General features: G+C 65.0%; 21 protein-coding genes. 4 read left to right on the forward strand and 17 right to left on the reverse strand.

What is annotated here, in order from left to right; translation table 11 throughout:
• The first annotated feature begins 36 nt into the window (after positions 1-36).
• On the forward strand, positions 37-639 hold the full coding sequence (recR, locus tag HWQ56_RS08010; protein ID WP_158152650.1) for a recombination mediator RecR: 603 nt from the start codon (positions 37-39) through the stop codon (positions 637-639).
• Here the strand turns inward: recR and HWQ56_RS08015 are convergent.
• The 13 genes from HWQ56_RS08015 to ccoN form a co-directional block, all read right to left on the reverse strand.
• Complete coding sequence (locus tag HWQ56_RS08015) at positions 629-1834, reverse strand: MFS transporter (protein ID WP_158152649.1); 1206 nt, start codon at positions 1832-1834, stop codon at positions 629-631. The genes recR and HWQ56_RS08015 overlap by 11 nt on opposite strands.
• A 302-nt stretch (positions 1835-2136) precedes the next feature.
• Complete coding sequence (locus HWQ56_RS08020) at positions 2137-2685, reverse strand: adenine phosphoribosyltransferase (RefSeq protein ID WP_158152648.1); 549 nt, start codon at positions 2683-2685, stop codon at positions 2137-2139.
• A gap of 65 nt (positions 2686-2750) precedes the next feature.
• Positions 2751-3485, reverse strand: coding sequence for a fumarate/nitrate reduction transcriptional regulator Fnr (fnr, locus tag HWQ56_RS08025; RefSeq protein WP_158152647.1), 735 nt, complete (start codon positions 3483-3485; stop codon positions 2751-2753).
• Positions 3486-3597: 112 nt separating this feature from the next.
• On the reverse strand, positions 3598-4980 hold the full coding sequence (gene hemN / locus HWQ56_RS08030) for an oxygen-independent coproporphyrinogen III oxidase (protein WP_176570161.1): 1383 nt from the start codon (positions 4978-4980) through the stop codon (positions 3598-3600).
• An 82-nt stretch (positions 4981-5062) separates the two neighbouring features.
• A complete protein-coding gene (locus HWQ56_RS08035; RefSeq protein WP_158152645.1) occupies positions 5063-5746 on the reverse strand; it encodes a sulfite exporter TauE/SafE family protein in 684 nt (227 codons plus the stop codon).
• Positions 5739-5942, reverse strand: coding sequence for a cbb3-type cytochrome oxidase assembly protein CcoS (gene ccoS / locus HWQ56_RS08040; RefSeq protein WP_158152644.1), 204 nt, complete (start codon positions 5940-5942; stop codon positions 5739-5741). Before ccoS ends, HWQ56_RS08035 begins: the two co-directional genes overlap by 8 nt.
• Entirely contained in the window at positions 5921-8395 is a 2475-nt protein-coding gene (locus HWQ56_RS08045; protein WP_176570162.1) for a heavy metal translocating P-type ATPase, read from the reverse strand. Before HWQ56_RS08045 ends, ccoS begins: the two co-directional genes overlap by 22 nt.
• A 33-nt stretch (positions 8396-8428) precedes the next feature.
• Entirely contained in the window at positions 8429-8968 is a 540-nt protein-coding gene (locus HWQ56_RS08050) for a FixH family protein (protein WP_158152642.1), read from the reverse strand.
• Positions 8969-8977: 9 nt separating this feature from the next.
• Positions 8978-10390 carry a cytochrome c oxidase accessory protein CcoG gene (gene ccoG / locus HWQ56_RS08055; RefSeq protein ID WP_158152641.1) on the reverse strand — a complete coding sequence of 471 codons (1413 nt, stop codon included), beginning with the start codon at positions 10388-10390 and terminating at the stop codon, positions 8978-8980.
• A 67-nt stretch (positions 10391-10457) separates the two neighbouring features.
• A complete protein-coding gene (gene ccoP / locus HWQ56_RS08060; protein ID WP_158152640.1) occupies positions 10458-11441 on the reverse strand; it encodes a cytochrome-c oxidase, cbb3-type subunit III in 984 nt (327 codons plus the stop codon).
• Entirely contained in the window at positions 11438-11641 is a 204-nt protein-coding gene (locus HWQ56_RS08065) for a cbb3-type cytochrome oxidase subunit 3 (protein ID WP_158152639.1), read from the reverse strand. The genes ccoP and HWQ56_RS08065 overlap by 4 nt, the downstream gene beginning before the upstream one ends.
• 5 nt (positions 11642-11646) lie before the next feature.
• Positions 11647-12255 carry a cytochrome-c oxidase, cbb3-type subunit II gene (ccoO, locus tag HWQ56_RS08070; protein WP_158152638.1) on the reverse strand — a complete coding sequence of 203 codons (609 nt, stop codon included), beginning with the start codon at positions 12253-12255 and terminating at the stop codon, positions 11647-11649.
• Positions 12255-13697, reverse strand: coding sequence for a cytochrome-c oxidase, cbb3-type subunit I (gene ccoN / locus HWQ56_RS08075; RefSeq protein WP_158152637.1), 1443 nt, complete (start codon positions 13695-13697; stop codon positions 12255-12257). The genes ccoO and ccoN overlap by 1 nt, the downstream gene beginning before the upstream one ends.
• Positions 13698-14024: 327 nt before the next feature.
• Here ccoN and HWQ56_RS08080 point away from each other — a divergent pair, with 327 nt between their 5' ends.
• Positions 14025-14762: an alpha/beta family hydrolase gene (locus HWQ56_RS08080; protein WP_176570163.1), complete on the forward strand. Its 738-nt coding sequence runs from the start codon at positions 14025-14027 to the stop codon at positions 14760-14762.
• A gap of 48 nt (positions 14763-14810) precedes the next feature.
• Here HWQ56_RS08080 and HWQ56_RS08085 read toward each other — a convergent pair whose 3' ends face one another.
• Both HWQ56_RS08085 and acnA read right to left on the reverse strand, forming a co-directional pair.
• Positions 14811-16376 (reverse strand): methyl-accepting chemotaxis protein, encoded by a 1566-nt coding sequence (locus HWQ56_RS08085; RefSeq protein ID WP_158152635.1) that lies wholly within the window; start codon positions 16374-16376, stop codon positions 14811-14813.
• Between the two features lie 141 nt (positions 16377-16517).
• On the reverse strand, positions 16518-19259 hold the full coding sequence (acnA, locus tag HWQ56_RS08090; protein ID WP_176570164.1) for an aconitate hydratase AcnA: 2742 nt from the start codon (positions 19257-19259) through the stop codon (positions 16518-16520).
• A gap of 237 nt (positions 19260-19496) precedes the next feature.
• Between acnA and rlmM the strand changes: the two genes are divergently transcribed.
• Together rlmM and tusA are read left to right on the forward strand one after the other, a co-directional pair.
• A complete protein-coding gene (gene rlmM / locus HWQ56_RS08095; protein ID WP_176570165.1) occupies positions 19497-20579 on the forward strand; it encodes a 23S rRNA (cytidine(2498)-2'-O)-methyltransferase RlmM in 1083 nt (360 codons plus the stop codon).
• A gap of 68 nt (positions 20580-20647) precedes the next feature.
• A complete protein-coding gene (gene tusA / locus HWQ56_RS08100; RefSeq protein WP_176572357.1) occupies positions 20648-20878 on the forward strand; it encodes a sulfurtransferase TusA in 231 nt (76 codons plus the stop codon).
• A gap of 12 nt (positions 20879-20890) precedes the next feature.
• Here the strand turns inward: tusA and HWQ56_RS08105 are convergent, their stop codons facing one another.
• Positions 20891-21637, reverse strand: a complete 747-nt coding sequence (locus HWQ56_RS08105) for an amidohydrolase family protein (protein ID WP_176572358.1) — start codon at positions 21635-21637, stop codon at positions 20891-20893.
• A gap of 22 nt (positions 21638-21659) precedes the next feature.
• Positions 21660-22022, reverse strand: coding sequence for a hypothetical protein (locus HWQ56_RS08110; protein WP_158152631.1), 363 nt, complete (start codon positions 22020-22022; stop codon positions 21660-21662).
• Positions 22023-22173 lie beyond the last annotated feature (151 nt).

The raw sequence follows: 22173 nt of genomic DNA on the forward strand, positions 1-22173 counted from the left end.
ACCGCGTCTCGTTGTTTTTTGCCAGGCATTGACCCCATGAGTTTCAGCCCCTTGATCCGCCAACTGATCGACGCCTTGCGCACTTTGCCCGGCGTGGGTCAGAAAACCGCGCAGCGCATGGCGCTGCAATTGCTGGAGCGCGATCGCAGTGGCGGCACGCGGCTGGCCCAGGCCCTGAGCCAGGCCATGGAAGGTGTGGGCCATTGCCGTCAGTGCCGCACCTTGACCGAAGAAGAACTGTGCCCGCAATGCGCCGACCACCGGCGGGACGACACCTTACTGTGCGTGGTGGAAGGGCCGATGGACGTGTACGCGGTGGAGCAGACCGGCTATCGCGGCCGCTACTTCGTGCTCAAGGGCCACCTGTCGCCGTTGGACGGCCTGGGCCCGGACGCCATCGGCATACCGCAGCTCATGGCGCGTATCGAAGAGCAGGGCAGCTTCACCGAGGTGATCCTGGCCACCAACCCCACGGTTGAAGGCGAGGCGACCGCCCACTACATCGCGCAACTGCTGACCAGCAAGGGCCTGACCGCCTCGCGCATTGCCCACGGCGTGCCGTTGGGCGGCGAACTGGAAATGGTCGACGGCGGCACCCTGGCGCATTCGTTCGCCGGGCGCAAACCGATCAGCCTGTAGCGGCCGCGCCGCTGGCAGGGGCCACCTGGCGGCCCTGGGCCAGCACTCGCCAGCCGGCCAATGCCGACAAGAGGATGCTGGCGACCAATAGCCCGGCAATCGACCAGCCCTGACGATCGAACCAATAGATCAACAGCCCGACCACGGGCAGGATCGACTGGTTCACGAGGCTGATCATGGCCGACACGCTGGCCAAGTGCGCCTGGGGAATCAGGCTGATGCGCATGACCCGCATGTAATTGCCCATCATCACCTTGGCGGCGATGCCCAGCGCGTAGCAGGCCAGGAATGCCCACAACGCCTCCATCACCGCGACCAGCAGGGCGCTGGCCGCGAGGGCCAGGGCCAGGGATGCGGCGAACAGCCCATGACGTCCCAGGCGTCCGATCAGCCGGGCGTACAGCATCGTGGCCGCGACGCCGCACACGCCGGCGCACAGGTCGATCAACCCGTAATACTGGATGGGCAGCGCCATGAGCCGGTCCACCAGCGCCGCACCGCTGGCCTCGATGGTGCCATCGAAGGCGTTGTTGCCCACGGCAAGCAAGGTCATCAGCCATAACAGTGGGCTGCCCATGAAAATCAGCAACGCTGCTCGCCAGTGGCCAGCAGGGGGCTGGCCGGCCAACCGCTTGTCGGCCGTGTCGGGAAGCCCGGTATAGAAAAGAAAGAACAGTGCGTTGGCCAGATACAGGCTGGCAGCCAGTGCCAATAGCAGCGTATAGCCGGTTGTGAAGAGCATCATGCCCAGCAGCGGTCCGAGCACCATGCCCCCTTGGTCGAGACGACTCAGGCGATTCGCGTCACGATCCAGGTGCTGGGGGCGGGCCGCGATGATTTTCTCGCAACTCAGCAGTGTCTGGGCATTGCCAATGCTGATCAGGCTACCCAGCAACCCGGCGCCAACCGTCAGCACCAGACCAGGCGCCTGGCCCTGAATCAGCGCCAGCACGCCCAGGCAGGCGGCGCATTTGATCAGGTCGGCGGTGATGGACAGCGGCCGTACGCCCCAACGGTCGATCGCGCCCCCCACCAACGGCATCAGCACCAGGCGCGGCAACCAGGACACCAGGTAGGCCAGCCCGGCGTAGCCGAGGCTGCCGGTCAGGCCGTACACCACCAGCGGCACCAGAAAATTCATCAGGCCGTCGCCCACCAGGATGGCGCCAATGAAGTACAGCAGGGTTCGGTGCATGGCGGGTCTCTGAGGGATCAGTCGCGTTGAGGGTGCCTTGGGGGATAAATAGCGGGTGGGCGACAGCAAAACAAGAACGACAAAGCAGATGGCCGGCCTCCCTGTTTGCTGGTCCTACAGGGTTTTGGCCAAACGTTAGGAAGCAGACCACGGCTACCGATACACCGAGCCGTCTGCCACACGGCGAGCGTGTTTCAGGTGGGAGAAATGTGTAGGACGTAAAGCGGCAGAGGCATTGCCTGCTTTCTTGTATCTTGATGTTTCGCGTGGCCGGCAAACGCAGCTGCCGGCCACAGGGGCGTTTACATATCGGTCAAGGCGAAGTTGGTCAGGCAGAACGTCGGGATGCCCATGTCTTCCAGGCGCTGGGAACCCAGCAGCTCCGGCAGGTCGATGATGGCGCTGGCTTCGTGCACGCGCGCGCCCATGCGGCGCACCAGGTTGGCAGCGGCGATCAGGGTGCCGCCGGTGGCGATCAGGTCGTCGAACAGGATGACCGAGTCACCTTCGCACAGGCTGTCGGCGTGCACTTCCAGGAAGGCTTCGCCGTACTCGGTCTTGTAGCCCTCGGCCAGCACGTCGGCGGGCAGCTTGCCTTGCTTGCGGAACAGGATCAGCGGCTTGTTCAGTTCATGGGCGACGATGGAGCCGATCAGGAAGCCGCGCGCGTCCATGGCGCCGATGTGGCTGAAGTCGGCGTCGATGTAGCGGTGCACGAAACTGTCGATCACCATGCGCAGGGCCTTGGGCGACTGGAACAGCGGGGTGATGTCACGGAAGATGACACCGGGCTTGGGGAAGTCCACGACGGGGCGGATCAGGGATTTGAAGCTGAAGGTGTCGATAACCATCGTGGTGAAGTCCTGGCAGGCAAAATATGCCCGCCAGTATACCTGTTCGATCGGTCAGGTCGTAGTCACGCTTCCAGGGTGCCACCGGCCAGGGCACACAGTTGGATAGGGTCCAGGATATGGATCTCCTTGCCTTCGGCGGCCAGCAGTTCGCTCTGCTGGAAACGGGTGAAGACCCGCGACACCGTCTCCACGGCCAGCCCCAGGTAGTTGCCGATTTCGTTGCGCGACATGCTCAGGCGAAACTGGTTGGCCGAGAAGCCACGGGCACGGAAACGCGCCGAGAGGTTGACCAGGAAGGTGGCGATCCGTTCGTCGGCTGACTTCTTCGACAGCAACAGCATCATCTGCTGGTCATCACGAATTTCGCGGCTCATGACCCGCATCAACTGGCGGCGCAACTGGGGCAGTTGCACACTCAGTTCATCCAGGCGCTCGAACGGAATCTCGCACACCGAGGTGGTTTCCTGGGCCTGGGCCGAGACGGGGTAGGCCTCGGCGTCCATGCCCGACAAGCCCACCAGTTCGCTGGGCAGGTGGAAGCCGGTGATCTGTTCTTCACCGCCATCGCTGAGGCTGAAGGTTTTCAGCGCGCCTGAGCGCACCGCATACACGGAACCGAAGCGGTCCCCCTGGCGGAACAGGAATTCGCCTTTCTTCAGCGGGCGGCCGCGCTTGACGATTTCGTCCAGGGCTTCCATGTCTTCGAGGTTCAACGACAGGGGCAGGCACAGGGGTGCCAGGCTGCAATCCTTGCAGTGGGCCTGAGTGACAGTGCGCAGTTTGACTGGCTCGGACATCGGTACAAATCCTTTGGTGAAACACACAATGACTGTAAGGGTACCCCTTTGATACGGATCAAACCAGCCGCGCTTTAGTCGCACCCTGCGGCTCCGACCAGATGTGCGGCGCTCAGATCACCCGGGAAAAGCGTTGGCGGTTCTGCTCGCCCAGGTGCACGTCGAACAGCATGCACACCCCCCGCACCAGGAGCCGGCCCACTGGCAACACCCGGATGCCGTGGGCATCGAGGCTGACCAGGCCTTCCTCGGCCATGGCGCGCAGGGGCGCCCAGACGGGGGCGAAGTAGCCGTGGAAGTCGATGTTGAAGCGCTGCTCGATGGCGGCGAAGTCCAATTCGAAATGACAGATCAGTTGCTGGATCACCGCCCGGCGTATGCGGTCATCGGCGTCGCACACCAGGCCGCGCGCGGTGGCCAGTTGTGCGTCGGCCAAGGCGTTCTGGTAGTCGTTGAGGTCGCTGCTGTTCTGGCAGTACAGGTCGCCCACCTGGCTGATCGCCGAGACGCCCAGGCCGATCAGGTCGCAGTGGCCATGGGTGGTGTAGCCCTGGAAATTGCGTTGCAATTGCGCCTCTTCCTGGGCGATGGCCAGTTCATCGTCGGGCAGGGCGAAGTGGTCCATGCCGATGTACCGATAACCGGCCCGGGTCAGTTGCTCGATGGTGGTCTTGAGCATTTGCAGCTTCGCGCCGGGGGGCGGCAACTGCACGTGGTCGATGCGCCGTTGGGGCATGAAGCGTTCTGGCAGGTGCGCATAATTGAACACCGACAGGCGGTCGGGTTGCAGCTGGATGACCTCGTCCACCGTGCGCGCGAAGCTGTCGACGCTTTGCCGGGGCAGGCCGTAGATCAGGTCCAGGTTCACCGACCGAAATTGCAGGGTGCGCGCGGCCTCGATGATGGTGCGGGTCTGTTCCAGGCTTTGCAGGCGGTTGACCGCCCGCTGCACCTGGGGGTCGAAATCCTGCACGCCAATGCTGACCCGGTTGAAGCCCAGTTCGCGCAACAGCCCCATGGTCGACCAGTCGGCCTCGCGGGGGTCTATCTCGATGCCGTAATCACCGCTGTCGTCCAGGCGCAGGTTGAAATGGCTGCGCAGGCAGGCCATCAGCCGGCGCAATTCGTCATGGCTGAGAAAGGTGGGGGTGCCGCCGCCCAGGTGCAGTTGCTCGACGCTCTGGCGTGGGTCCAGGTGGCAGGCGATCAGCTGGATTTCCTGCTCCAGGCGCTGCAGGTAAACCTGGCTGCGGCCGCGGTCCTTGGTGATGACCTTGTTGCACGCGCAGTAGTAGCAAATGTTGGCACAGAACGGCACATGCACGTACAGCGACAAGGGGCGCATGGCCTTGCGGCTGTCGCGCAGGGCGTGCAGCAGGTCGAAGGAACCTACCTGGTTGTTGAACTGGACGGCGGTCGGGTAGGAGGTGTAGCGGGGGCCGGGCTGATCGTGGCGGCGGATCAGGTCATCGTCCCAGACAAGAGTGTCGAGCATGTGGGTGGTTCCCGGTTGGCGTGCGTGTTCGCCAGTCTAGGGACGCCCGTGCCAAGGGGTATTGATGTGCATCAAAAGGCCTTCAGTGGCCCATCAGCCAGTGCTGGTGGGGCCCAGGCAGTGTCCACAGGCCGAACAAGACCACCAGCAGGCCCGCCGCGGCCCGCACCCCGCGCCGGCGCAACAGCTGGCGCGTGCGCTCCGCCGCCAGCCCCGTGGCCAGCAGCACTGGCCAGGTGCCCAAGCCGAAGGCCAGCATCAGCAGGGCGCTGTGGCCGGCATTGCCCTGGCTGGCGGCCCACAGCAAGGTGCTGTAGACCAGGCCGCAGGGCAGCCAGCCCCATAGCGCGCCCAGCAACAAGGCGCGCGGTAAACTGCTGACCGGCAGCAGCCGGCCGGCCAGCGGCTGCACCCGGCGCCACAGGCCGCGGCCGGCGCGCTCTATATAGGTAAGCCCGCTCCACCAGCCGCCCAGGTACAAGCCCATGGCGATCAGCAAGAGCGCCGCGGCTACCCGCATGGCCGTGACGGCGGGGCTGTTGGCCAGCGCCCAGCCGGCCAGGCCCAGCAACAGGCCGGCGGCTGCGTAGCTGAGGATGCGGCCCAGGTTGTAACCCAGCAGCAGGCGCAGGCGCCGGCCCCGCTGCTCGGCGGGGATGGCCAGGGTCAGGGCGCCCATCAGGCCGCCGCACATGCCCAGGCAATGGCCGCCACCCAGCAGGCCCAGCACCAGCGCCGAGGCCAGTTGTGGCGCCAATTCAAGCATCGGGCGGGGCCTTGTCTTCACCGCGGGGTGGTTTTACCGCCGCCTGGTGCATCGGGTCCTGGTCGTCGAACAGGATGCTGTGGGCCGGGCTGTCGAGGTCGTCGTACTGGCCGCTGTCCACGGCCCAGAAAAACACGTAGAGGGCGATGGCGACGATGACCAGGGCGGCGGGGATCATGATATAGAGCGCGGGCATGCTGGCTCCGGTTCGGCAGGGGCAACGGTGGCGGGTGCCGGCCGTGGCGGGGCGGGCGTGCGCGCCAGGCGCAGGGCATTGAGCACCACGGTGAGGGAACTGATCGACATGCCCACCGCCGCCCACACCGGGGTCACCCAACCGGCAGCGGCGAAGGGCAGCATCAGGCCATTGTACACCGCTGCCCAGGCCAGGTTCTGAATGATGATGCGGCGGGTGCGACGGGCCAGCGCCACGGCCTGCACCAGGGTGCCCAGGTGGTTGTTGAGCAGCACCGCGTCGGCATGGGTCTTGGCCAGGTCCGTGGCACTGCCCATGGCCACGCTGATGTCGGCGGCCGCCAGCAAGGGCACGTCGTTGACGCCGTCACCCACCACCAGCACCGTGCGGCCTTCGCGGCGCAGGCGTTGCAGCTCGGCCAGCTTGGCCTCCGGTGCCAGGCTGCCCTGGGCCTGGTCGATAGCCAACTGGTTCGCGACCCGCTGGACCATGGGCGAGCTGTCGCCGGACAGCAGCAGGGTCTGCCAGCCCTGGGCCCGACACGCGGCCAGCAGCTGGGGTGCATCATCGCGCAGGCGGTCGTCCAGGCCGAACCAGGCCAACGGGCGTTGGTGGTCCGCCAGTAACAGCCACTGGCCTTGGGCATCGGGTGCCCGTGGTGGCGGCACGGTTGCCAGGCCGCACGCCCACGCCGGGTTGCCAATGCGCAGACGCTGGCCGTCCACCCAACCTTCCAGGCCCTGGCCCGGCTGGCTGGTAACCTGCTCGGCAGGTTGCTGGCTCAGGCCGAAGGCACGGGCGATGGGGTGTTCGGAGCGGCTTTCCAGCGCGGCCGCCAGGGCCAGGCAATGGTCGCTGTCCCAGTAGGCCAGGGGGCGAATGCTGTGCAGGTGCAGGCGCCCTTCGGTGAGGGTGCCGGTCTTGTCGAAAACCACCGTGTCCACCTGGTTGAGACCCTCCAGCACATGCCCGCGGGTCAGCAGCAAGCCCAGGCGGTGCAGGGTGCCGGTGGCCGTGGTCAAAGCCGCAGGCGTGGCCAGCGATAGCGCGCAGGGGCAGTTGGCAACCAGCATGGCCAGTACCACCCAGAAGGCGCGGTCCGGGTCCAGGTGCCACCACAGCAGGCCCACCAGCACGGCGCAGACCAGGGAGAACAGCAGGAACCACTGGGCCGCGCGGTCGGCCAGTTGCGCCAGGCGCGGTTTCTCCGCCTGGGCCCGTTCCAGCAGGCGCACGATGGTGCACAGGCGCGTGTCCTGGCCCAGCGCGCTGACCTGCACGGTCAGGCTGCTATCGACATTGAGTGTACCGGCGGTGACGGGTTGGCCCAGCTGGCGCGGCTGGGGCAGGTATTCGCCGGTCAGCAGCGACTCGTCGACGCTCGATTGCCCTTCCACCACCAGGCCGTCGGCGGGTATTACCGTGCCTGGCAGCACCTGCACCCGGTCGCCCACGGCCAACTCACTGAGCAGCACGCGCTCACCGATGCCTTGCGGATCGAGGCGCACGCAGGATGGGGGCAGCAGGTTGACCAACTGCGCGGTGGCGGCGGCGGTGCGCTCGCGGGCACGGCGTTCCAGGTAGCGGCCGGCCAGCAGGAACAGGGCGAACATGCCCACGGCGTCGAAATACAGGTCGCCCTGGCCGGTGACGGCGGTCCAGATGCCGGCGCAGTAGGCGCCGCCGATGGCCAGGGAAACCGAGACGTCCATGGTCAGGTGACGGGTACGCATGTCGCGGGCAGCGCCACGGAAAAACGGCGCACAGCTGTAGAAAACGATGGGCGTGGTCAGGAACATCGCCACCCAGCGCAGAATGATGTGCAGTTCCGGGCTGAGGTCGAGGTTGAAGGTGGGCCAGGTGGCCATGGTCGCCATCATCGCCTGGAACCACAGCAGCCCGGCCACCCCCAGCTGGCGCAGGGCGCGGCGGTTGTCGGCGGCCAGTTGTTCGGTGGCGCGGTCAGCCTGCCAGGGGTACGCGGCATAGCCGATGTGGCGCAGTTCGCCGAGCAGCGCGCTGAGGGCGCGCTGGCCGGGGTGCCACTGCACGAACAGACGGTGGTTGGACAGGTTCAACCGGGCCTCGACCACACCGGGCAGGGCGCGCAGGTGTTTTTCGATCAGCCAGCCGCAGGCGGCGCAGGTAATGCCTTCGACCATCAGGGTAGCGTCGCGCAGTTCGCCCTGCAGGTGCACGAAGGGTTGCTGGACATCGTCGCGGTCGTACAGCGCCAGTTCGTCGGGCCATTGCCTGGGCAGCGCCTGAGGGTTGGCCGAGGCCTGGTCGCGGTGTTGGTAGTAGCTTTGCAGGCCACCGGCGACAATGGCTTCGGCCACGGCCTGGCAGCCCGGACAGCAGAAGGCGCGGGGCTGGTCGAGCACCGTCGCGGTGAAGCGCTGGCCGGCGGGAACGGGCAGGGCGCAGTGGTAGCAGGTGGCAGGTGTGTTCATAGGGTTCACAAGGGGCGCCGCTCGGCTTGCCGGTCAGCGGCGCAGGTCTTCGGCGCCTTGCAGCGGTTCATCGCCGAGCACCAGGGGTTTGTCGGGCGCCACTTGTTCTTCCTCGAACAAGCGCCAGGTCTGGCCATCCTGCACGCCCAGCAGTTCGACGAAACGCCGGCCCTGGACGTTGTCCACCACGTGGCCGACATAACGGCCGCCACCCGCGGTGTTGAGGTCGATGCGCCGGTCTTTCTCGGGCTGGGTGGGCGAGATCAGGTTCAGGGTCAGTTGCGCCGGCTGGCTGCGCCCGCTCAGGCGCACGTCGACCTCGCCAGTCAGGCTGTCCAGGCTGACTTCGGCGCGCTGCTGCAGGTCCTGGGCCAGGCGTTCGCGGTCCAGCGAGCGGTTGATGCCCTTGCCGGCCTCGTAGTAGTTGTCGTTCACCAGGTTGTCGGGGTGGCGCACGGCGATGGTCACCATCGACAGGGTCAGGGCCACCGAACACAGCAGCATGCCGATCAGAATCCAGGGCCAGAGGTGTTTGTACCAGGGGGTGGCGGCGGTGGCCGTGGCGTTGAACATGGGGATTCCTTAGCGTACTTGGGGGCCGATGAAACGGCTGTTGGCCTGCACGTGGACATCGCCGTCGTCGACATCCCGGAGGCTGAACCGCACCTCGTTGGTGCTCGACGGCAGGTGCTCCGGGGCCACGGACAATTCGGCCGGCAGGCTGACGATATCGCCCGCCGCCACCTGCACCTGGTTCCGGCCTTGCAGGCGCAGGTCGGGCAGGCCGCTGGCTTCGATCAGGTAGGTGTGCGCGCGCTGGTCCTTGTTCATGATCTTCAGGCTGTAGACATTCTCGATGCGGCCTTCGGCGTTCTCGCGGTACAGCACGCGGTCCTTGCTGACGTCGAAGCCCACCAGGCTGCGGGTCATGAACGCCGTGGCCAGCACGCCGATCATTACCAGCAGCACCACTGCGTAGGCAATCAGGCGCGGGCGCAGGGGGTGAGTCTGCTGGCCGTTGAGGTTGTGCTCGGTGGTGTAGCTGATCAGCCCGCGCGGGTAGTCCATCTTGTCCATGACGCTGTCGCAGGCATCGATGCACGCCGCACAGCCGATGCACTCGATCTGCAAGCCGTCGCGGATGTCGATACCGGTGGGGCACACCTGCACGCACATCGTGCAGTCGATGCAGTCGCCCAGGCCCATGGCCTTGTAGTCGGCGTCTTTCTTGCGCGGCCCGCGCTTCTCGCCCCGGCGCGGGTCGTAGGACACGATGAGGGTGTCCTTGTCGAACATCACGCTCTGGAAGCGCGCGTAAGGGCACATGTAGATGCACACCTGCTCGCGCAGCCACCCGGCGTTGCCGTAGGTGGCCAGGGTGAAAAAACCGACCCAGAAATACGCCCAGCCGTCGGCATGGCCGGTGAAGAACTGGGTCGCCAGTTCGCGAATGGGCGAAAAGTAGCCGACGAAGGTCATGCCGGTGACGAAGCCGATCAGCAGCCACAGGCTGTGCTTGGCCAGTTTGCGCGCGAATTTGCTGGCGCTCATGGGCGCCTTGTCCAGCTTGATGCGCTGGTTGCGGTCGCCTTCGGTGACCTTTTCACACCACATGAAAATCCATGTCCACACGCTTTGCGGGCAGGTGTAGCCGCACCACACCCTGCCTGCGAAGACGGTGATGAAAAACAGCCCGAAGGCGCTGACGATGAGAATCCCCGACAGCAGGATGAAGTCCTGAGGCCAGAACGTGGCCCCGAAAATGTAGAACTTGCGCTCCGGCAGGTTCCACCATACCGCCTGGTGGCCGCCCCAGTTCAGCCACACCACGCCGAAGTACAACGCGAACAGCAACGCCCCGCCTACCCGCCGCAGGTTGCGGAACACCCCGGTGAAGGCCCGGGTGTAGATCTTCTCCCGTGAGGCGTACAGGTCGACGCCCTCGCCCTTGGGGGGCGGCGGGGTGACGTCGTGCAGCGGAATCTGCTTGCTCATCAGTGAGCCTCACGGTGTGCCGCCTCGGTACTTGCCGCAGCGGTCATTGTCGATCTGGTGCGAGGAGTCAGTCTTGCACGTCTGCTGTTTTCGCTTCCCCATGCGACAGGCTGTACACATACGCCGCCAGCAAGTGCACCTTGTCCTTGCCCTGCAACAGTTCCTGCGCCGGCATCTGGCCCTGGCGACCGTAGCGGATGGTCTGTTGCAACTGGGCGAAGCTGGAGCCGTAGATGAACGCCTGCGGGTGGGTGAGGTTGGGCGCGCCCATGGCCGGGGTGCCTTTGCCTTCGGGGCCGTGGCATGCCACGCAATTGGCGGCGAAGATTTTCTGGCCGTTGGCGGCGTCGGCCTTGGCGCCTTCGGGCAGGGGGCGGCCGTCCAGTTGGGCGATGACGAAGGCCGCCACGTCGGCCACGCCCTGTTCACCGATCACCTCGGCCCAGGCTGGCATCACCGCATGGCGGCCACCGAGGATGGTGGTTTCGATGGTTTGCGGGTCGCCGCCCCAACGCCAGTCCTGGTCGGTGAGGTTGGGGAAGCCGTAGGCGCCCTTGGCGTCGGAGCCGTGGCACACCGAACAGTTGCTGGCGAACAGCCGGGCACCCATTTTCAAGGCCTGCGGGTCCTTGGCCACCTCATCGATGGGCATGGCGGCGAATTTGGCATAAATGGGGCCGAAGCGCGCATCGGCCCGGGCCATTTCCTTTTCCCATTCGTGCGCGCCCGTCCAGCCGGTCTTGCCGTCGGAAAACTGCTTCTGGGTGTCGTTGTCCAGGTACTGGTAGCCTGGCAGCAGCCCGGTCCAGCTGCCCAAGCCGGGATACAGGCTCAGGTAGCCGAGGGCGAAGACGATGGTGCCCACGAACAGCAGGAACCACCACTTGGGCAAGGGGTTGTCGTATTCCTCGATGCCGTCGAAGGAGTGCCCCACCGTTTCCTCGGTGGCCTCGCTGCGCTGGCCGCGGCGGGTGGAAAACAGCAGCCAGGTCAGGGCGACGATGGTGCCCAGGGTCAGGATGGTTACGTACAGACTCCAAAACGTGGTCATTGCTTGTCACTCCTGGACGCGCGCTGTTGCGCCTGGGCTTGTTCTACCTTGGCGATGGCGTCGGGGTCGTCGGCGAACGGCAGCAAGGTGGCTTCGTCGAAGTCCTTCTTGCGCCGGCTGCTGAACACCCATAACGCCAGGCCGATGAAGGCCACCATCACCACGACGGTGCCCAGGCCTCGGATGGTTCCGATATCCATGTGCGTCACCGTTTGCTTTTGATGAGGGTGCCAAGGCCTTGCAGGTAGGCCACCAGTGCGTCCATTTCGGTCTTGCCCTTGACGGCCGCTTCGGCGCCGGCGATGTCGGCGTCGGTGTAGGGCACGCCCAGTTCACGCATCACTTGCATCTTGCGCGCCGTCAGCTTGCCGTCCAGGCGGTTTTCCACCAGGAACGGGTAGGCCGGCATCACCGACTCGGGCACCACGTTGCGTGGGTTGTACAGGTGCGCGCGGTGCCAGTCATCGGAGTAGCGCCCACCCACCCGGGCCAGGTCCGGGCCGGTGCGCTTGGAGCCCCAGAGGAAGGGGTGGTCCCACACGCTTTCGCCGGCCACCGAGTAGTGGCCGTAGCGCTCGGTCTCGGCGCGGAACGGGCGGATCATCTGCGAATGGCAGCCCACGCAGCCGTTGGCGATGAACACGTCGCGGCCTTCCAGCTCCAGGGCCGGGCGCGGCTTCATGCCTTCGATGGGCTTGTTGGTCACGTCCTGGAAAAACAGCGGGACGATCTGGGTCAGGCCGCCGATGCTCACGGCAATGACCATGAAGAAGGCCAGCAGGCCGATGTTCTTCTCCAGCGTTTCGTGTTTCATCAGTGAGCCCCCACGACGGCGATCCGGGTGGCGGCTTCGGCTTCCTCGGGGGTGGCCGCGCGCACGGTGCGCCATACGTTCCAGGCCATCAGCAGCATGCCGCTGGCGAAGAACGAGCCGCCCAGGGCGCGTACGATGTACCCCGGTTTGCTGGCCTGCAGGGCCTCGACGAAGGAATAGGTGAGGGTGCCGTCATCGTTGATGGCACGCCACATCAGGCCTTGGGTGATGCCGTTCACCCACATGGAGGCGATGTAGAGCACGGTGCCGATGGTGGCCAGCCAGAAATGCGCGTTGATCAGGCCGATGCTGTGCATCTGCGGGCGGCCGAACAGTTTCGGGATCATGTGGTACACGGCGCCGATGGAAATCATCGCCACCCAGCCCAGGGCACCGGCGTGCACATGGCCGATGGTCCAGTCGGTGTAGTGGGACAGCGAGTTCACCGTCTTGATGGCCATCATCGGGCCTTCGAACGTGGACATGCCGTAGAAGGCCAGCGACACCACCAGGAAACGCAGGATCGGGTCGGTGCGCAGCTTATGCCACGCGCCTGACAGGGTCATCATGCCGTTGATCATGCCGCCCCAGCTGGGCGCCAGCAGGATGATCGACATCACCATGCCCAGCGACTGCGCCCAGTCGGGCAGCGCGGTGTAGTGCAAATGGTGCGGGCCGGCCCAGATGTACAGCGTGATCAGCGCCCAGAAGTGCACGATGGACAACCGGTAGGAGTAGATGGGCCGCTCGGCCTGCTTGGGCACGAAGTAATACATCATGCCCAGGAAACCGGTGGTGAGGAAAAAGCCCACGGCGTTGTGGCCGTACCACCACTGGATCATGGCATCGGTGGCGCCGGCGTAGGCGGAGTAGGACTTGAACAGGCTCACCGGCAGCGAGATGTGGTTGACGATGTGCAGCATCGCCGTGACCAGGATGAACGCGCCGTAGAACCAGTTGCCGACGTAGATATGCTTGGTCTTGCGCTTGACGATGGTGCCGAAGAACGTGATGGCGTAGCACACCCAGACAATCGCCAGCAGGATGGCGATCGGCCATTCCAGCTCCGCGTATTCCTTGGTGGTGGTGTAACCCAGCGGAAGGGTGATGATGGCGCTGACGATCACCGCCTGCCAGCCCCAGAACGTGAACGCTGCCAGGCCGTCGGAGATCAGCCGCGTCTGGCAGGTTCGCTGCACCACGTAGTACGAAGTGCCGAACAGCGCGCAGCCGCCGAAGGCGAAAATCACCAAGTTGGTGTGCAGGGGGCGGAGGCGACCGAAGGTGGTCCAGGGCAGGTCGAAGTTCAGTTGTGGCCAGATGAGCTGCGAGGCGATGAACACCCCGACGCCCATGCCCACAATTCCCCAGACCACCGTCATGATGGCGAACTGCCGCACCACTTTGTAGTTGTACGCAGTCGGAGCGAGTGCTGTGCTCATTGCTGGTTGTCCACGGTTTAGGTGTTGTTATTAGGGTTGTAAACCGGCGGCAGTATGGAGAATGCGTGGGGGCGATGCAAGGGTTGCTAGCAATCTTGGCTAGCAATTATTGCCTGCGCTCCGAGGTCCATCTGGCGGGCCCTCCAGCGAACCGGGAGCCTTGCCGGAATCGACGGCGGCCGCGTTTTCGAACATTCGGAAACACATTCGCCGAGCCCACTTTGTCATCCGTTTGAGCTTAGCCCCTGCGGCGCGACTTGTCCCTTGGCCCACAAGCCGCTGCCCACTCGTTATGATGGCGGACGATTCTATTTGGGTGGGTAAAGCATGAAACAGGCGCAACGTTGCCACATTGACGCAGATCAGTTGGCCGCACTGGCGCAGGACCACGGCTGGCTCTGGACACCGCCCCAGGGCCAGGCCGTGGCCTGCCTGATTCTGGCTCACGGCGCGGGGGCACCCATGGACAGCGGCTTCATGAACCTGATGGCCGGTAAGCTGGCCGCCCGTGGGGTAGGGGTGGTGCGTTTCGAATTTCCCTACATGGCCCAGCGTCGAATTGACGGCAGCAAGCGGCCGCCCAACCCCACGCCTAAGCTGCTGGAGTGCTGGCGCCAGGTGTACGAGCAGGTAGAGCCGCGGGTGCAGGGCACCCTGGCCGTTGGCGGCAAGTCCATGGGCGGGCGCATGGCTAGCCTGCTGGCCGACGAACTGGGGGCCGATGCGTTGGTGTGCCTGGGGTACCCGTTCTATGCGGCCGGCAAGCCGGAGAAGCCGCGTACCGAACACTTGGCGCAGCTGCGCACGCCCACGCTGATTGTCCAGGGCGAGCGGGACGCGTTGGGCAATCGCCTGGCGGTCGAGGGGTATACGTTATCCCAGCGTATCGAGCTGTGCTGGCTGGTGGCAGGGGACCATGACCTGAAGCCGTTGAAGGCGTCGGGGTTCAGCCATGAGCAGCACCTGGAGGCGGCGGCGGAGGCGGTGGCGGGGTTTCTGCAGGCCGACGTCAGCAGCGGGCCAGGCGGCGCGCGCGGCGTACCGGCTGCATCGCGGCGCCTGTGACGCAGCCGGGTCCGCCGCCATGCGGCGGCGGTGACCCGGCAGCGTGGGTCAGCGGTTGAAGCGCTCCACCAGCGAATACTGGCTGTGGGCAGTGCGCGTCAGTTCCTCGCTCAGCAACGCCGAGCTCTGCGCCTGCTCGCTGGTCTGGTCGGCCAGGTGGGCGATGGTGCTGATGTTACGGCTGATTTCTTCGGCCACGGCGGTCTGTTCTTCGGTAGCGGCGGCGATCTGGGTGGTCATGTCGGTGATGTTGGCCACCGCTTCGCTGATGCCCACCAGCGCCTGGTCCGCTTCCAGTACCCGCGCCACGCCTTCTTCCGCCTGGCGGTGACCGGCGTCCATGGTCTGCACAGCGTTGCTGGCAGTCTGTTGCAGCTTGGCGATCAGGGCGTGGATCTGCCCGGTGGATTCGCTGGTGCGTTGCGCCAGTTGCCGGACTTCGTCGGCCACGACCGCGAAGCCACGGCCCATCTCGCCAGCGCGGGCGGCCTCGATGGCGGCGTTGAGGGCCAGCAGGTTGGTCTGGTCGGCAATGCCTTTGATCACATCGACCACACCGCCGATTTCATCGCTGTCCTTGGCCAGCTGGGTCACGGTGTGGCCGGTTTCGCCCACCACCACCGACAGGCGCTGGATGGCTTCGCGGGTTTCCCCGGCAATGCTGCGGCCCTGGCTGGTGAGCAGGTTGGCCTGCTGGGTGGCGTCGGCGGTCCGTTGGACGTGGCTGGCCACTTCCTGGGTAGTGGCGGCCATCTGGTTGACCGCAGTGGCCACCTGTTCGGTTTCCACACGCTGGCGCTCCAGGCCTTCGGAGCTCTTGTGGGCCAGGCTGTCGGACTGGGTGGCCTGGTCGTTGAGGTGCTCGGCGGTGTCCTGCAGCCGGGTCAGGCAGGTTTTCAGGCGCGCGTCCTGGCTCAGGATGGACATCTCCAGGCGCGCCTGGGCGCCGCGGCTGTCGGTGTACATCTGCGCGATCAAAGGGTCGGACGTGGTCTGTTCGGCCAGGCGCAGCAGGCGCTTGATGCCCCGTTGTTGCCAGCTCAGGCCCACCAGGCCCAGCGGCACCGAGAGCACGGCGGCCACGGCGAAGCCCCAGGAGGTGCCTAGCCAGCTGCCAATGCCAAAACCGACCTGGCTGACCAGGATGAACGGCAGCCAATCCTGGACCACGGGCAGCCACTGGTCACGGCGCGGCACGGCGGGTTTGCCCTGGTTCAGGCGCTCGTACAGGTTCTGGGCCCGGCGGATCATCTCGGCGGTGGGCTTGACCCGCACCGACTCGTAGCCCACCACCTGGTTGTTCTCGAAAATAGGCGTGACGTAAGCGTTCACCCAGTAGAAGTCGCCGTTTTTGCAGCGGTTCTTGACGATACCCATCCACGGTTGACCTTGGCGCAGGGTCGCCCACATATGCGCGAACACCGCCTGCGGCACGTCCGGGTGGCGCACGGTGTTGTGCGGCGCGCGGATCAGTTCTTCACGGGAAAAACCGCTGATCTCGACGAAGGCGTCGTTGCAATAGGTGATCACGCCTTTGGCGTCGGTGGTGGAGATCAGGCGCTGTTGGGCAGGGAAGGTCCGTTCGCGCTGGGTGACTGGCTGGTTGTTACGCATGGCAAGAGGGTTCCGCAAGGCTTTCACAGGTTGTCGGCCTGAACGGACTAAAATTGAATATATATTTTGATCAGAGACAGGGCGCAGCCTTGTCTATACCCCTGTGGGACAGAACCCACAGGGGCTTGCGTGCGGGCGCTGTTACCCGGCGATCAACTGCCGCAATACGTAATGCAGAATCCCCCCGGCCTTGAAGTACTCCACTTCATTGAGGGTATCGATCCGGCACAACACCACGGCTTTTTCCGTTTCGCCGCTTTCACGGGTGATACGCAGTTCCAGGTCCATGTGCGGTTTCAACGGCACGCCGGCAAGTCCGCTGATGTCCAGCGTTTCGCGGCCGGTCAGGCCCAGGGTCTTGCGGCTCTGGCCATTCTTGAACTGCAAGGGCAACACGCCCATGCCCACCAGGTTGGAACGGTGGATGCGCTCGAAGCTTTCGGCGATGACCGCTTTCACCCCCAGCAGGTTGGTGCCCTTGGCGGCCCAGTCGCGGCTGGACCCGGTACCGTATTCCTGGCCCGCCACCACCACCAGCGGCGTGCCGTCGGCCTGGTACTTCATGGCCGCGTCATAAATGGCCAGCTTTTCATCGGTGGGAATGTACAGGGTATTACCGCCTTCTTCGCCGCCGAGCATTTCGTTGCGGATACGGATGTTGGCGAAGGTGCCGCGCATCATCACTTCATGGTTGCCGCGCCGCGAGCCGTAGGAGTTGAAATCGCGCGGCTGCACGCCTTTTTCCTGCAGGTAGCGGCCGGCGGGGCTATTGGCCTTGATGTTGCCCGCGGGCGAGATGTGGTCAGTGGTGACCGAGTCACCCAGCAAGGCCAGAATGCGCGCGCCGTGCACGTCGGTGATGTCTTTCAGCGGCGCGGTAATGTCGTCGAAGAAGGGCGGATGCTGGATGTAGGTCGAGTCGTCCTGCCACACGTAGGTAGCGGCCTGGGGCACCTCGATGGCTTGCCATTGGGCGTCACCGGCGAAAACCTCTGCGTATTCCTTGTGGAACATGGCGGTATCGACGCTGCGCACCGCGTCGGCGATTTCCTGCTGGCTGGGCCAGATGTGCCGCAGGTATACCGGTTGGCCGTCGCTGCCCGTGCCCAGGGGCTCGCGGCTGAGGTCGATGGTCACGCTGCCCGCCAGGGCGTAGGCCACTACCAGAGGCGGGGAGGCCAGCCAATTGGTTTTGACCAGCGGGTGCACGCGGCCTTCGAAGTTGCGGTTGCCCGACAGCACCGAGGCGACCGTGAGGTCGGCCTGCTGGATGGCTTTTTCGATGGGGTCGTCCAGGGGGCCGGAGTTGCCGATGCAGGTGGTACAGCCGTAGCCCACCAGGTCGAAGCCCAGTTGGTCCAGGTATGGGGTCAGGCCCGCCGCCTTGTAGTAGTCGGTGACCACTTTGGAGCCAGGCGCCAGGGAGGTCTTCACCCACGGCTTGCAGGTCAGGCCCTTTTCCACGGCCTTTTTCGCCACCAGCCCGGCGGCCATCATCACGCTGGGGTTGGAGGTGTTGGTGCAGGAGGTGATGGCCGCGATGACCACGGCGCCATCCTTGAGCCGGTGGTGCTTGCCCTGCCAGCTGTACTGCGCTTCGCCGGCCTGGGCGGCGTTGCCCACGGCCACGCCCCCGCCGCCTTCGCTTTCCAGGCGGCCTTCCTCCTTGTTGGACGGCTTCATCTGCAGGCCAACGAAATCGGAGAACGCCTGCGGTACCTTGGCCAACGCGACCCGGTCCTGGGGCCGTTTGGGGCCGGCCAGGCTGGCTTCCACTTCACCCATGTCCAGCGCCAGGCTGTCGGTGAACTGCGGTTCCTGCCCAGGCAGGCGCCACAGGCCCTGGGCCTTGCAATAGGCTTCAACCAGTTTCACCGTGGCGGCCGGGCGCCCGGACAGGCGCAGGTAGTCCAGGGTGACGTCGTCCACCGGGAAGAACCCGCAGGTAGCGCCGTATTCCGGGGCCATGTTGGCGATGGTGGCGCGGTCGGCCAGGGGCAGGTCCGCCAGGCCGTCGCCGTAGAATTCGACGAACTTGCCCACCACGCCCTTCTTGCGCAGCATTTGCGTGACGGTCAGCACCAGGTCGGTGGCGGTGATGCCTTCGCGTAGCTTGCCCGTGAGCTTGAAGCCGATGACCTCGGGAATCAGCATCGAAACCGGTTGGCCGAGCATGGCCGCCTCGGCCTCGATACCACCCACGCCCCAGCCCAGCACGCCCAGGCCGTTGATCATGGTGGTGTGCGAGTCGGTACCCACCAGGGTGTCGGGGAACGCATAGGTGCGGCCGTCTTCGTCCTTGGTCCACACAGTGCGGCCCAGGTATTCGAGGTTCACCTGGTGGCAGATGCCAGTGCCCGGCGGCACCACGCTGAAGTTGTCGAACGCGCTCTGGCCCCAGCGCAGGAAGGCGTAGCGCTCGCCGTTGCGCTGCATCTCGATGTCGACGTTTTCGCCGAACGCCTGCTCGGTGCCGTATTTGTCGACCATCACCGAGTGGTCGATCACCAGGTCCACGGGTGACAACGGGTTGATGCGTTGCGGGTCGCTGCCGGCCTTGGCCACCGCGGCGCGCATGGCGGCCAGGTCGACCACGGCGGGTACCCCGGTGAAGTCCTGCATCAGCACACGGGCAGGGCGGTACTGGATCTCGCGGTCGCTGCGCTTGTCGCGCAGCCAGCCAGCCAGGGCCTTGAGGTCGTGACCGGTGACGGTAGTGCCGTCTTCCCAGCGCAGCAGGTTTTCCAGCAGCACTTTCAGCGACATGGGCAAGGCATGCAGGTTACCCAGGCTCTTGGCGGCTTCGGGCAGGCTGAAATAATGGTACTCAAGGTCGTCGATCTGCAGCGCCTTGAGGGTCTTCAGGCTATCAAGCGAGGGCATGAAATCACTCCTTGGCAGGTGCCGCGAAGGCCGGTGGATGCAGCCCTCGCCGCCTCTGTGAACGTCCGCACGGTACGGACCCGGACAAAAAGCATAGCTAACTATCAATACACTGGACTGCCTCGGCGTGTCGCTGGTTCCGAACTTCCTTTATCATGCGCCGTTTTGTGCGGTGTGCCAGTGGCGCGCCTGCCATGGCGGTGGCCCAGTGTCGGGCGGCCGTTCCAGGAGTGCTGAATGAATACGCTGTTTATGCATTGCCGCCCGGGCTTCGAAAACGAAGTCTGCGCCGAAATTTCCGAACTGGCCGCCTACCTCGACGTGCCCGGTTATGCCAAGGCCAAGCCGGCCAGCGCCTGTGCCGAGTTCATTTGCCACGAGCCCGAGGCCCTGGCCCGGCTGATGGACGAGGTACATTTCAGCGACCTGATTTTCCTGCGTCAGTGGGCGCGGGGTTCGTTCGTCGAGCTGCCGGAAACCGACCGCATCAGCGTACTGCTGGACGCCCTGAGCGCTTATCCGACCTGCGGTAGCCTGTGGTTGGAGGTGCTGGACACCAACGACGGCAAAGAGCTGTCGACCTTCTGTCGCAAATTCGAAGGGCCACTGCGCAAGGCGCTGCTCAAGGCCGGCAAGCTGGTGGACGACCCTGCACTGCCGCGGTTGTTGCTGACCTTCAAGAGTGGCCGGGAAGTGTTCCTGGGCCTGGCCGACGCCGACAATTCGGCCATGTGGCCCATGGGTATCCCGCGCCTGAAATTCCCCCGCGAGGCCCCCAGCCGCTCGACCCTGAAGCTGGAAGAGGCCTGGCACCACTTCATTCCGCGCGAGGAATGGGATGAGCGCCTGAATGGTGACATGACCGGTGTCGACCTGGGCGCCGCCCCAGGTGGCTGGACCTACCAACTGGTACGCCGCGGCATGCTGGTCACCGCCATCGACAACGGCCCCATGGCGCAGAGCCTGATGGATACCGGGCTGGTGACCCACCTGATGGCCGACGGCTTCACCTACAAGCCTCGCCCGCCGGTGGACTGGATGGTGTGCGACATCGTCGAGAAACCCGCCCGCAGCGCCTTCCTGCTGGAAACCTGGCTGGGCGAAGGCCTGTGCCGTGAGGCGGTGGTCAACCTCAAACTGCCGATGAAACAGCGTTACGCCGAAGTACGCCGCCTGCTGGAACGCATCGCCGACGGTTTCAAGGCCCGCGGCATCGAGGTGGAAATCGGTTGCAAGCAGCTGTACCACGACCGCGAGGAAGTGACCTGCCACCTGCGCCGCCTGGCCACGCCCGCCAAGAAGCCCGCACGCAGGGGGTGACCCGTGCCGGAGCGTTAGGCGACAATACCCGTCAGATTCTGGAGCCTTTTATGTCTGAAACCACTGAAATGGCCGTGGATGGCGTACTCGACGCCACCGGTCTGAACTGCCCTGAACCGGTGATGATGCTGCACCAGCACGTGCGTGACTTGCCGGCCGGGGGCTTGTTGAAGGTCATCGCCACCGACCCGTCGACCAAACGGGACATTCCCAAGTTCTGTGTGTTCCTGGGGCATGAGTTGGTAGAGCAGCAGGAAAGCGCCGGGACCTACCTGTACTGGATTCGCAAGAAGGCCTGACGGTTACGCCGATTACAGCCGGTAGAAGTCCCGCGCATTGCCCCACAGCACCATCTGCACGCCGTCGTCATCCAGCTCGTCTTCGATCAGGGTCAGGTCATCGGTCTGGAAGGGGCGCGGGGCCCGGGTGGACGGCAGGTCGGTGCCAAACATCAGCGCATGGGGGTTGGCCGCATACAGCGACTGCAACGCCGGCCCCACCGGAAAATCCACCCGCCCGAACCCGCAGGCCTTCACCCGTACCCCACGCTCGGCCAGGCGCAGCAGCGTGGGCAAGCCATCGCGGCTCAGGCCCAGGTGGTCGATACTGACTTCCGGCAGGCGCAGCAAGCGCGCCTCCAGCGCGTGCAGGTCGCGAGAGTCGACGTACAGCTCGGCGTGCCACCCCAGCAGTTCATGCACGCGCTTGGCGAAGGGCTCCAGTTTGTCCAATTGCTCCGAACCCCCACGGCGAAGGTTGAAGCGCACGCCCCGCACACCGCAGGCGTCGAGGCGTAGCAGCTCCGCGTCGCTGACCGATGCCGGCAACTGGGTGACCCCCACGTAGCCCGGGCCCAGTTCCTTCAGTGCGGCCAGCAGGTACTGTTGGTCAAACGCCTGGAACGACCCCGACACCACGGCGCCGCCACGCACGCCCAATGGCGTGGCCTGGGCCAGGTATTCCTCCACCGGGAACGGTGGGGGCAAATAGCCGTCATTGGCGACCAGCGGGAAGCGCGGGTCGATGATGTGGCAGTGAGCGTCGAATACCTGGCGGATCATGGTGCGCTCCTGGGGGGAATCAGCGGGCGATATGGCTCACGTAGGTGCCGGTGCCGTCGAGGATGTTGCGCAGGGTTTCTTCCACTTCCGGCAGGTCTACCTGGCTGCTGTCATAGTGGATCACCAGTTCCACGTCGCCGTTCAATACGTCGGCGTCGTCGGCGGCCAGTTCGAACGTCAGGGTCTTGTCGTCCAGGGTCACCTTGAAGTCGCGCACGTAGCAGGGGTCTTCATCGCCCAGGGTGAACTCCACGTCCTTGTCTTCGGCCAGGCGGGTGATCAGGATCATGCCGCCCTTTTCGTCATGGCAGCACACCAGCGCCATGTTGTCTTCTTCGTCATCGCACGGGTTGACCATCAACTGGCTGGCTTGAAATTGCATGATTATTACCAAGGTAAGAGGGCAGGCAGCGATTCTGACACTGTTTGCCCGGAATCCGAAATTGGCGTGTGCAACGCCCTGTGTAGCTCGTACGACAACTCCCGGTTGACCGAATATGTCGCAGCCTCGCAAGTATCCGACTGCCGCCACT

The organism is Pseudomonas eucalypticola, from assembly GCF_013374995.1.
Lineage (GTDB): Bacteria > Pseudomonadota > Gammaproteobacteria > Pseudomonadales > Pseudomonadaceae > Aquipseudomonas > Aquipseudomonas eucalypticola.

What these genes read in the sequence shown, in the direction of transcription:
- recR (WP_158152650.1), top strand. Translation starts at nt 37, where the DNA reads ATGAGTTTCAGCCCCTTGATCCGCCAACTGATCGACGCCTTGCGCACT.
- HWQ56_RS08015 (WP_158152649.1), bottom strand. Translation starts at nt 1,834, where the DNA reads ATGCACCGAACCCTGCTGTACTTCATTGGCGCCATCCTGGTGGGCGAC.
- HWQ56_RS08020 (WP_158152648.1), bottom strand. Translation starts at nt 2,685, where the DNA reads ATGGTTATCGACACCTTCAGCTTCAAATCCCTGATCCGCCCCGTCGTG.
- fnr (WP_158152647.1), bottom strand. Translation starts at nt 3,485, where the DNA reads ATGTCCGAGCCAGTCAAACTGCGCACTGTCACTCAGGCCCACTGCAAG.
- hemN (WP_176570161.1), bottom strand. Translation starts at nt 4,980, where the DNA reads ATGCTCGACACTCTTGTCTGGGACGATGACCTGATCCGCCGCCACGAT.
- HWQ56_RS08035 (WP_158152645.1), bottom strand. Translation starts at nt 5,746, where the DNA reads ATGCTTGAATTGGCGCCACAACTGGCCTCGGCGCTGGTGCTGGGCCTG.
- ccoS (WP_158152644.1), bottom strand. Translation starts at nt 5,942, where the DNA reads ATGCCCGCGCTCTATATCATGATCCCCGCCGCCCTGGTCATCGTCGCC.
- HWQ56_RS08045 (WP_176570162.1), bottom strand. Translation starts at nt 8,395, where the DNA reads ATGAACACACCTGCCACCTGCTACCACTGCGCCCTGCCCGTTCCCGCC.
- HWQ56_RS08050 (WP_158152642.1), bottom strand. Translation starts at nt 8,968, where the DNA reads ATGTTCAACGCCACGGCCACCGCCGCCACCCCCTGGTACAAACACCTC.
- ccoG (WP_158152641.1), bottom strand. Translation starts at nt 10,390, where the DNA reads ATGAGCAAGCAGATTCCGCTGCACGACGTCACCCCGCCGCCCCCCAAG.
- ccoP (WP_158152640.1), bottom strand. Translation starts at nt 11,441, where the DNA reads ATGACCACGTTTTGGAGTCTGTACGTAACCATCCTGACCCTGGGCACC.
- HWQ56_RS08065 (WP_158152639.1), bottom strand. Translation starts at nt 11,641, where the DNA reads ATGGATATCGGAACCATCCGAGGCCTGGGCACCGTCGTGGTGATGGTG.
- ccoO (WP_158152638.1), bottom strand. Translation starts at nt 12,255, where the DNA reads ATGAAACACGAAACGCTGGAGAAGAACATCGGCCTGCTGGCCTTCTTC.
- ccoN (WP_158152637.1), bottom strand. Translation starts at nt 13,697, where the DNA reads ATGAGCACAGCACTCGCTCCGACTGCGTACAACTACAAAGTGGTGCGG.
- HWQ56_RS08080 (WP_176570163.1), top strand. Translation starts at nt 14,025, where the DNA reads ATGAAACAGGCGCAACGTTGCCACATTGACGCAGATCAGTTGGCCGCA.
- HWQ56_RS08085 (WP_158152635.1), bottom strand. Translation starts at nt 16,376, where the DNA reads ATGCGTAACAACCAGCCAGTCACCCAGCGCGAACGGACCTTCCCTGCC.
- acnA (WP_176570164.1), bottom strand. Translation starts at nt 19,259, where the DNA reads ATGCCCTCGCTTGATAGCCTGAAGACCCTCAAGGCGCTGCAGATCGAC.
- rlmM (WP_176570165.1), top strand. Translation starts at nt 19,497, where the DNA reads ATGAATACGCTGTTTATGCATTGCCGCCCGGGCTTCGAAAACGAAGTC.
- tusA (WP_176572357.1), top strand. Translation starts at nt 20,648, where the DNA reads ATGGCCGTGGATGGCGTACTCGACGCCACCGGTCTGAACTGCCCTGAA.
- HWQ56_RS08110 (WP_158152631.1), bottom strand. Translation starts at nt 22,022, where the DNA reads ATGCAATTTCAAGCCAGCCAGTTGATGGTCAACCCGTGCGATGACGAA.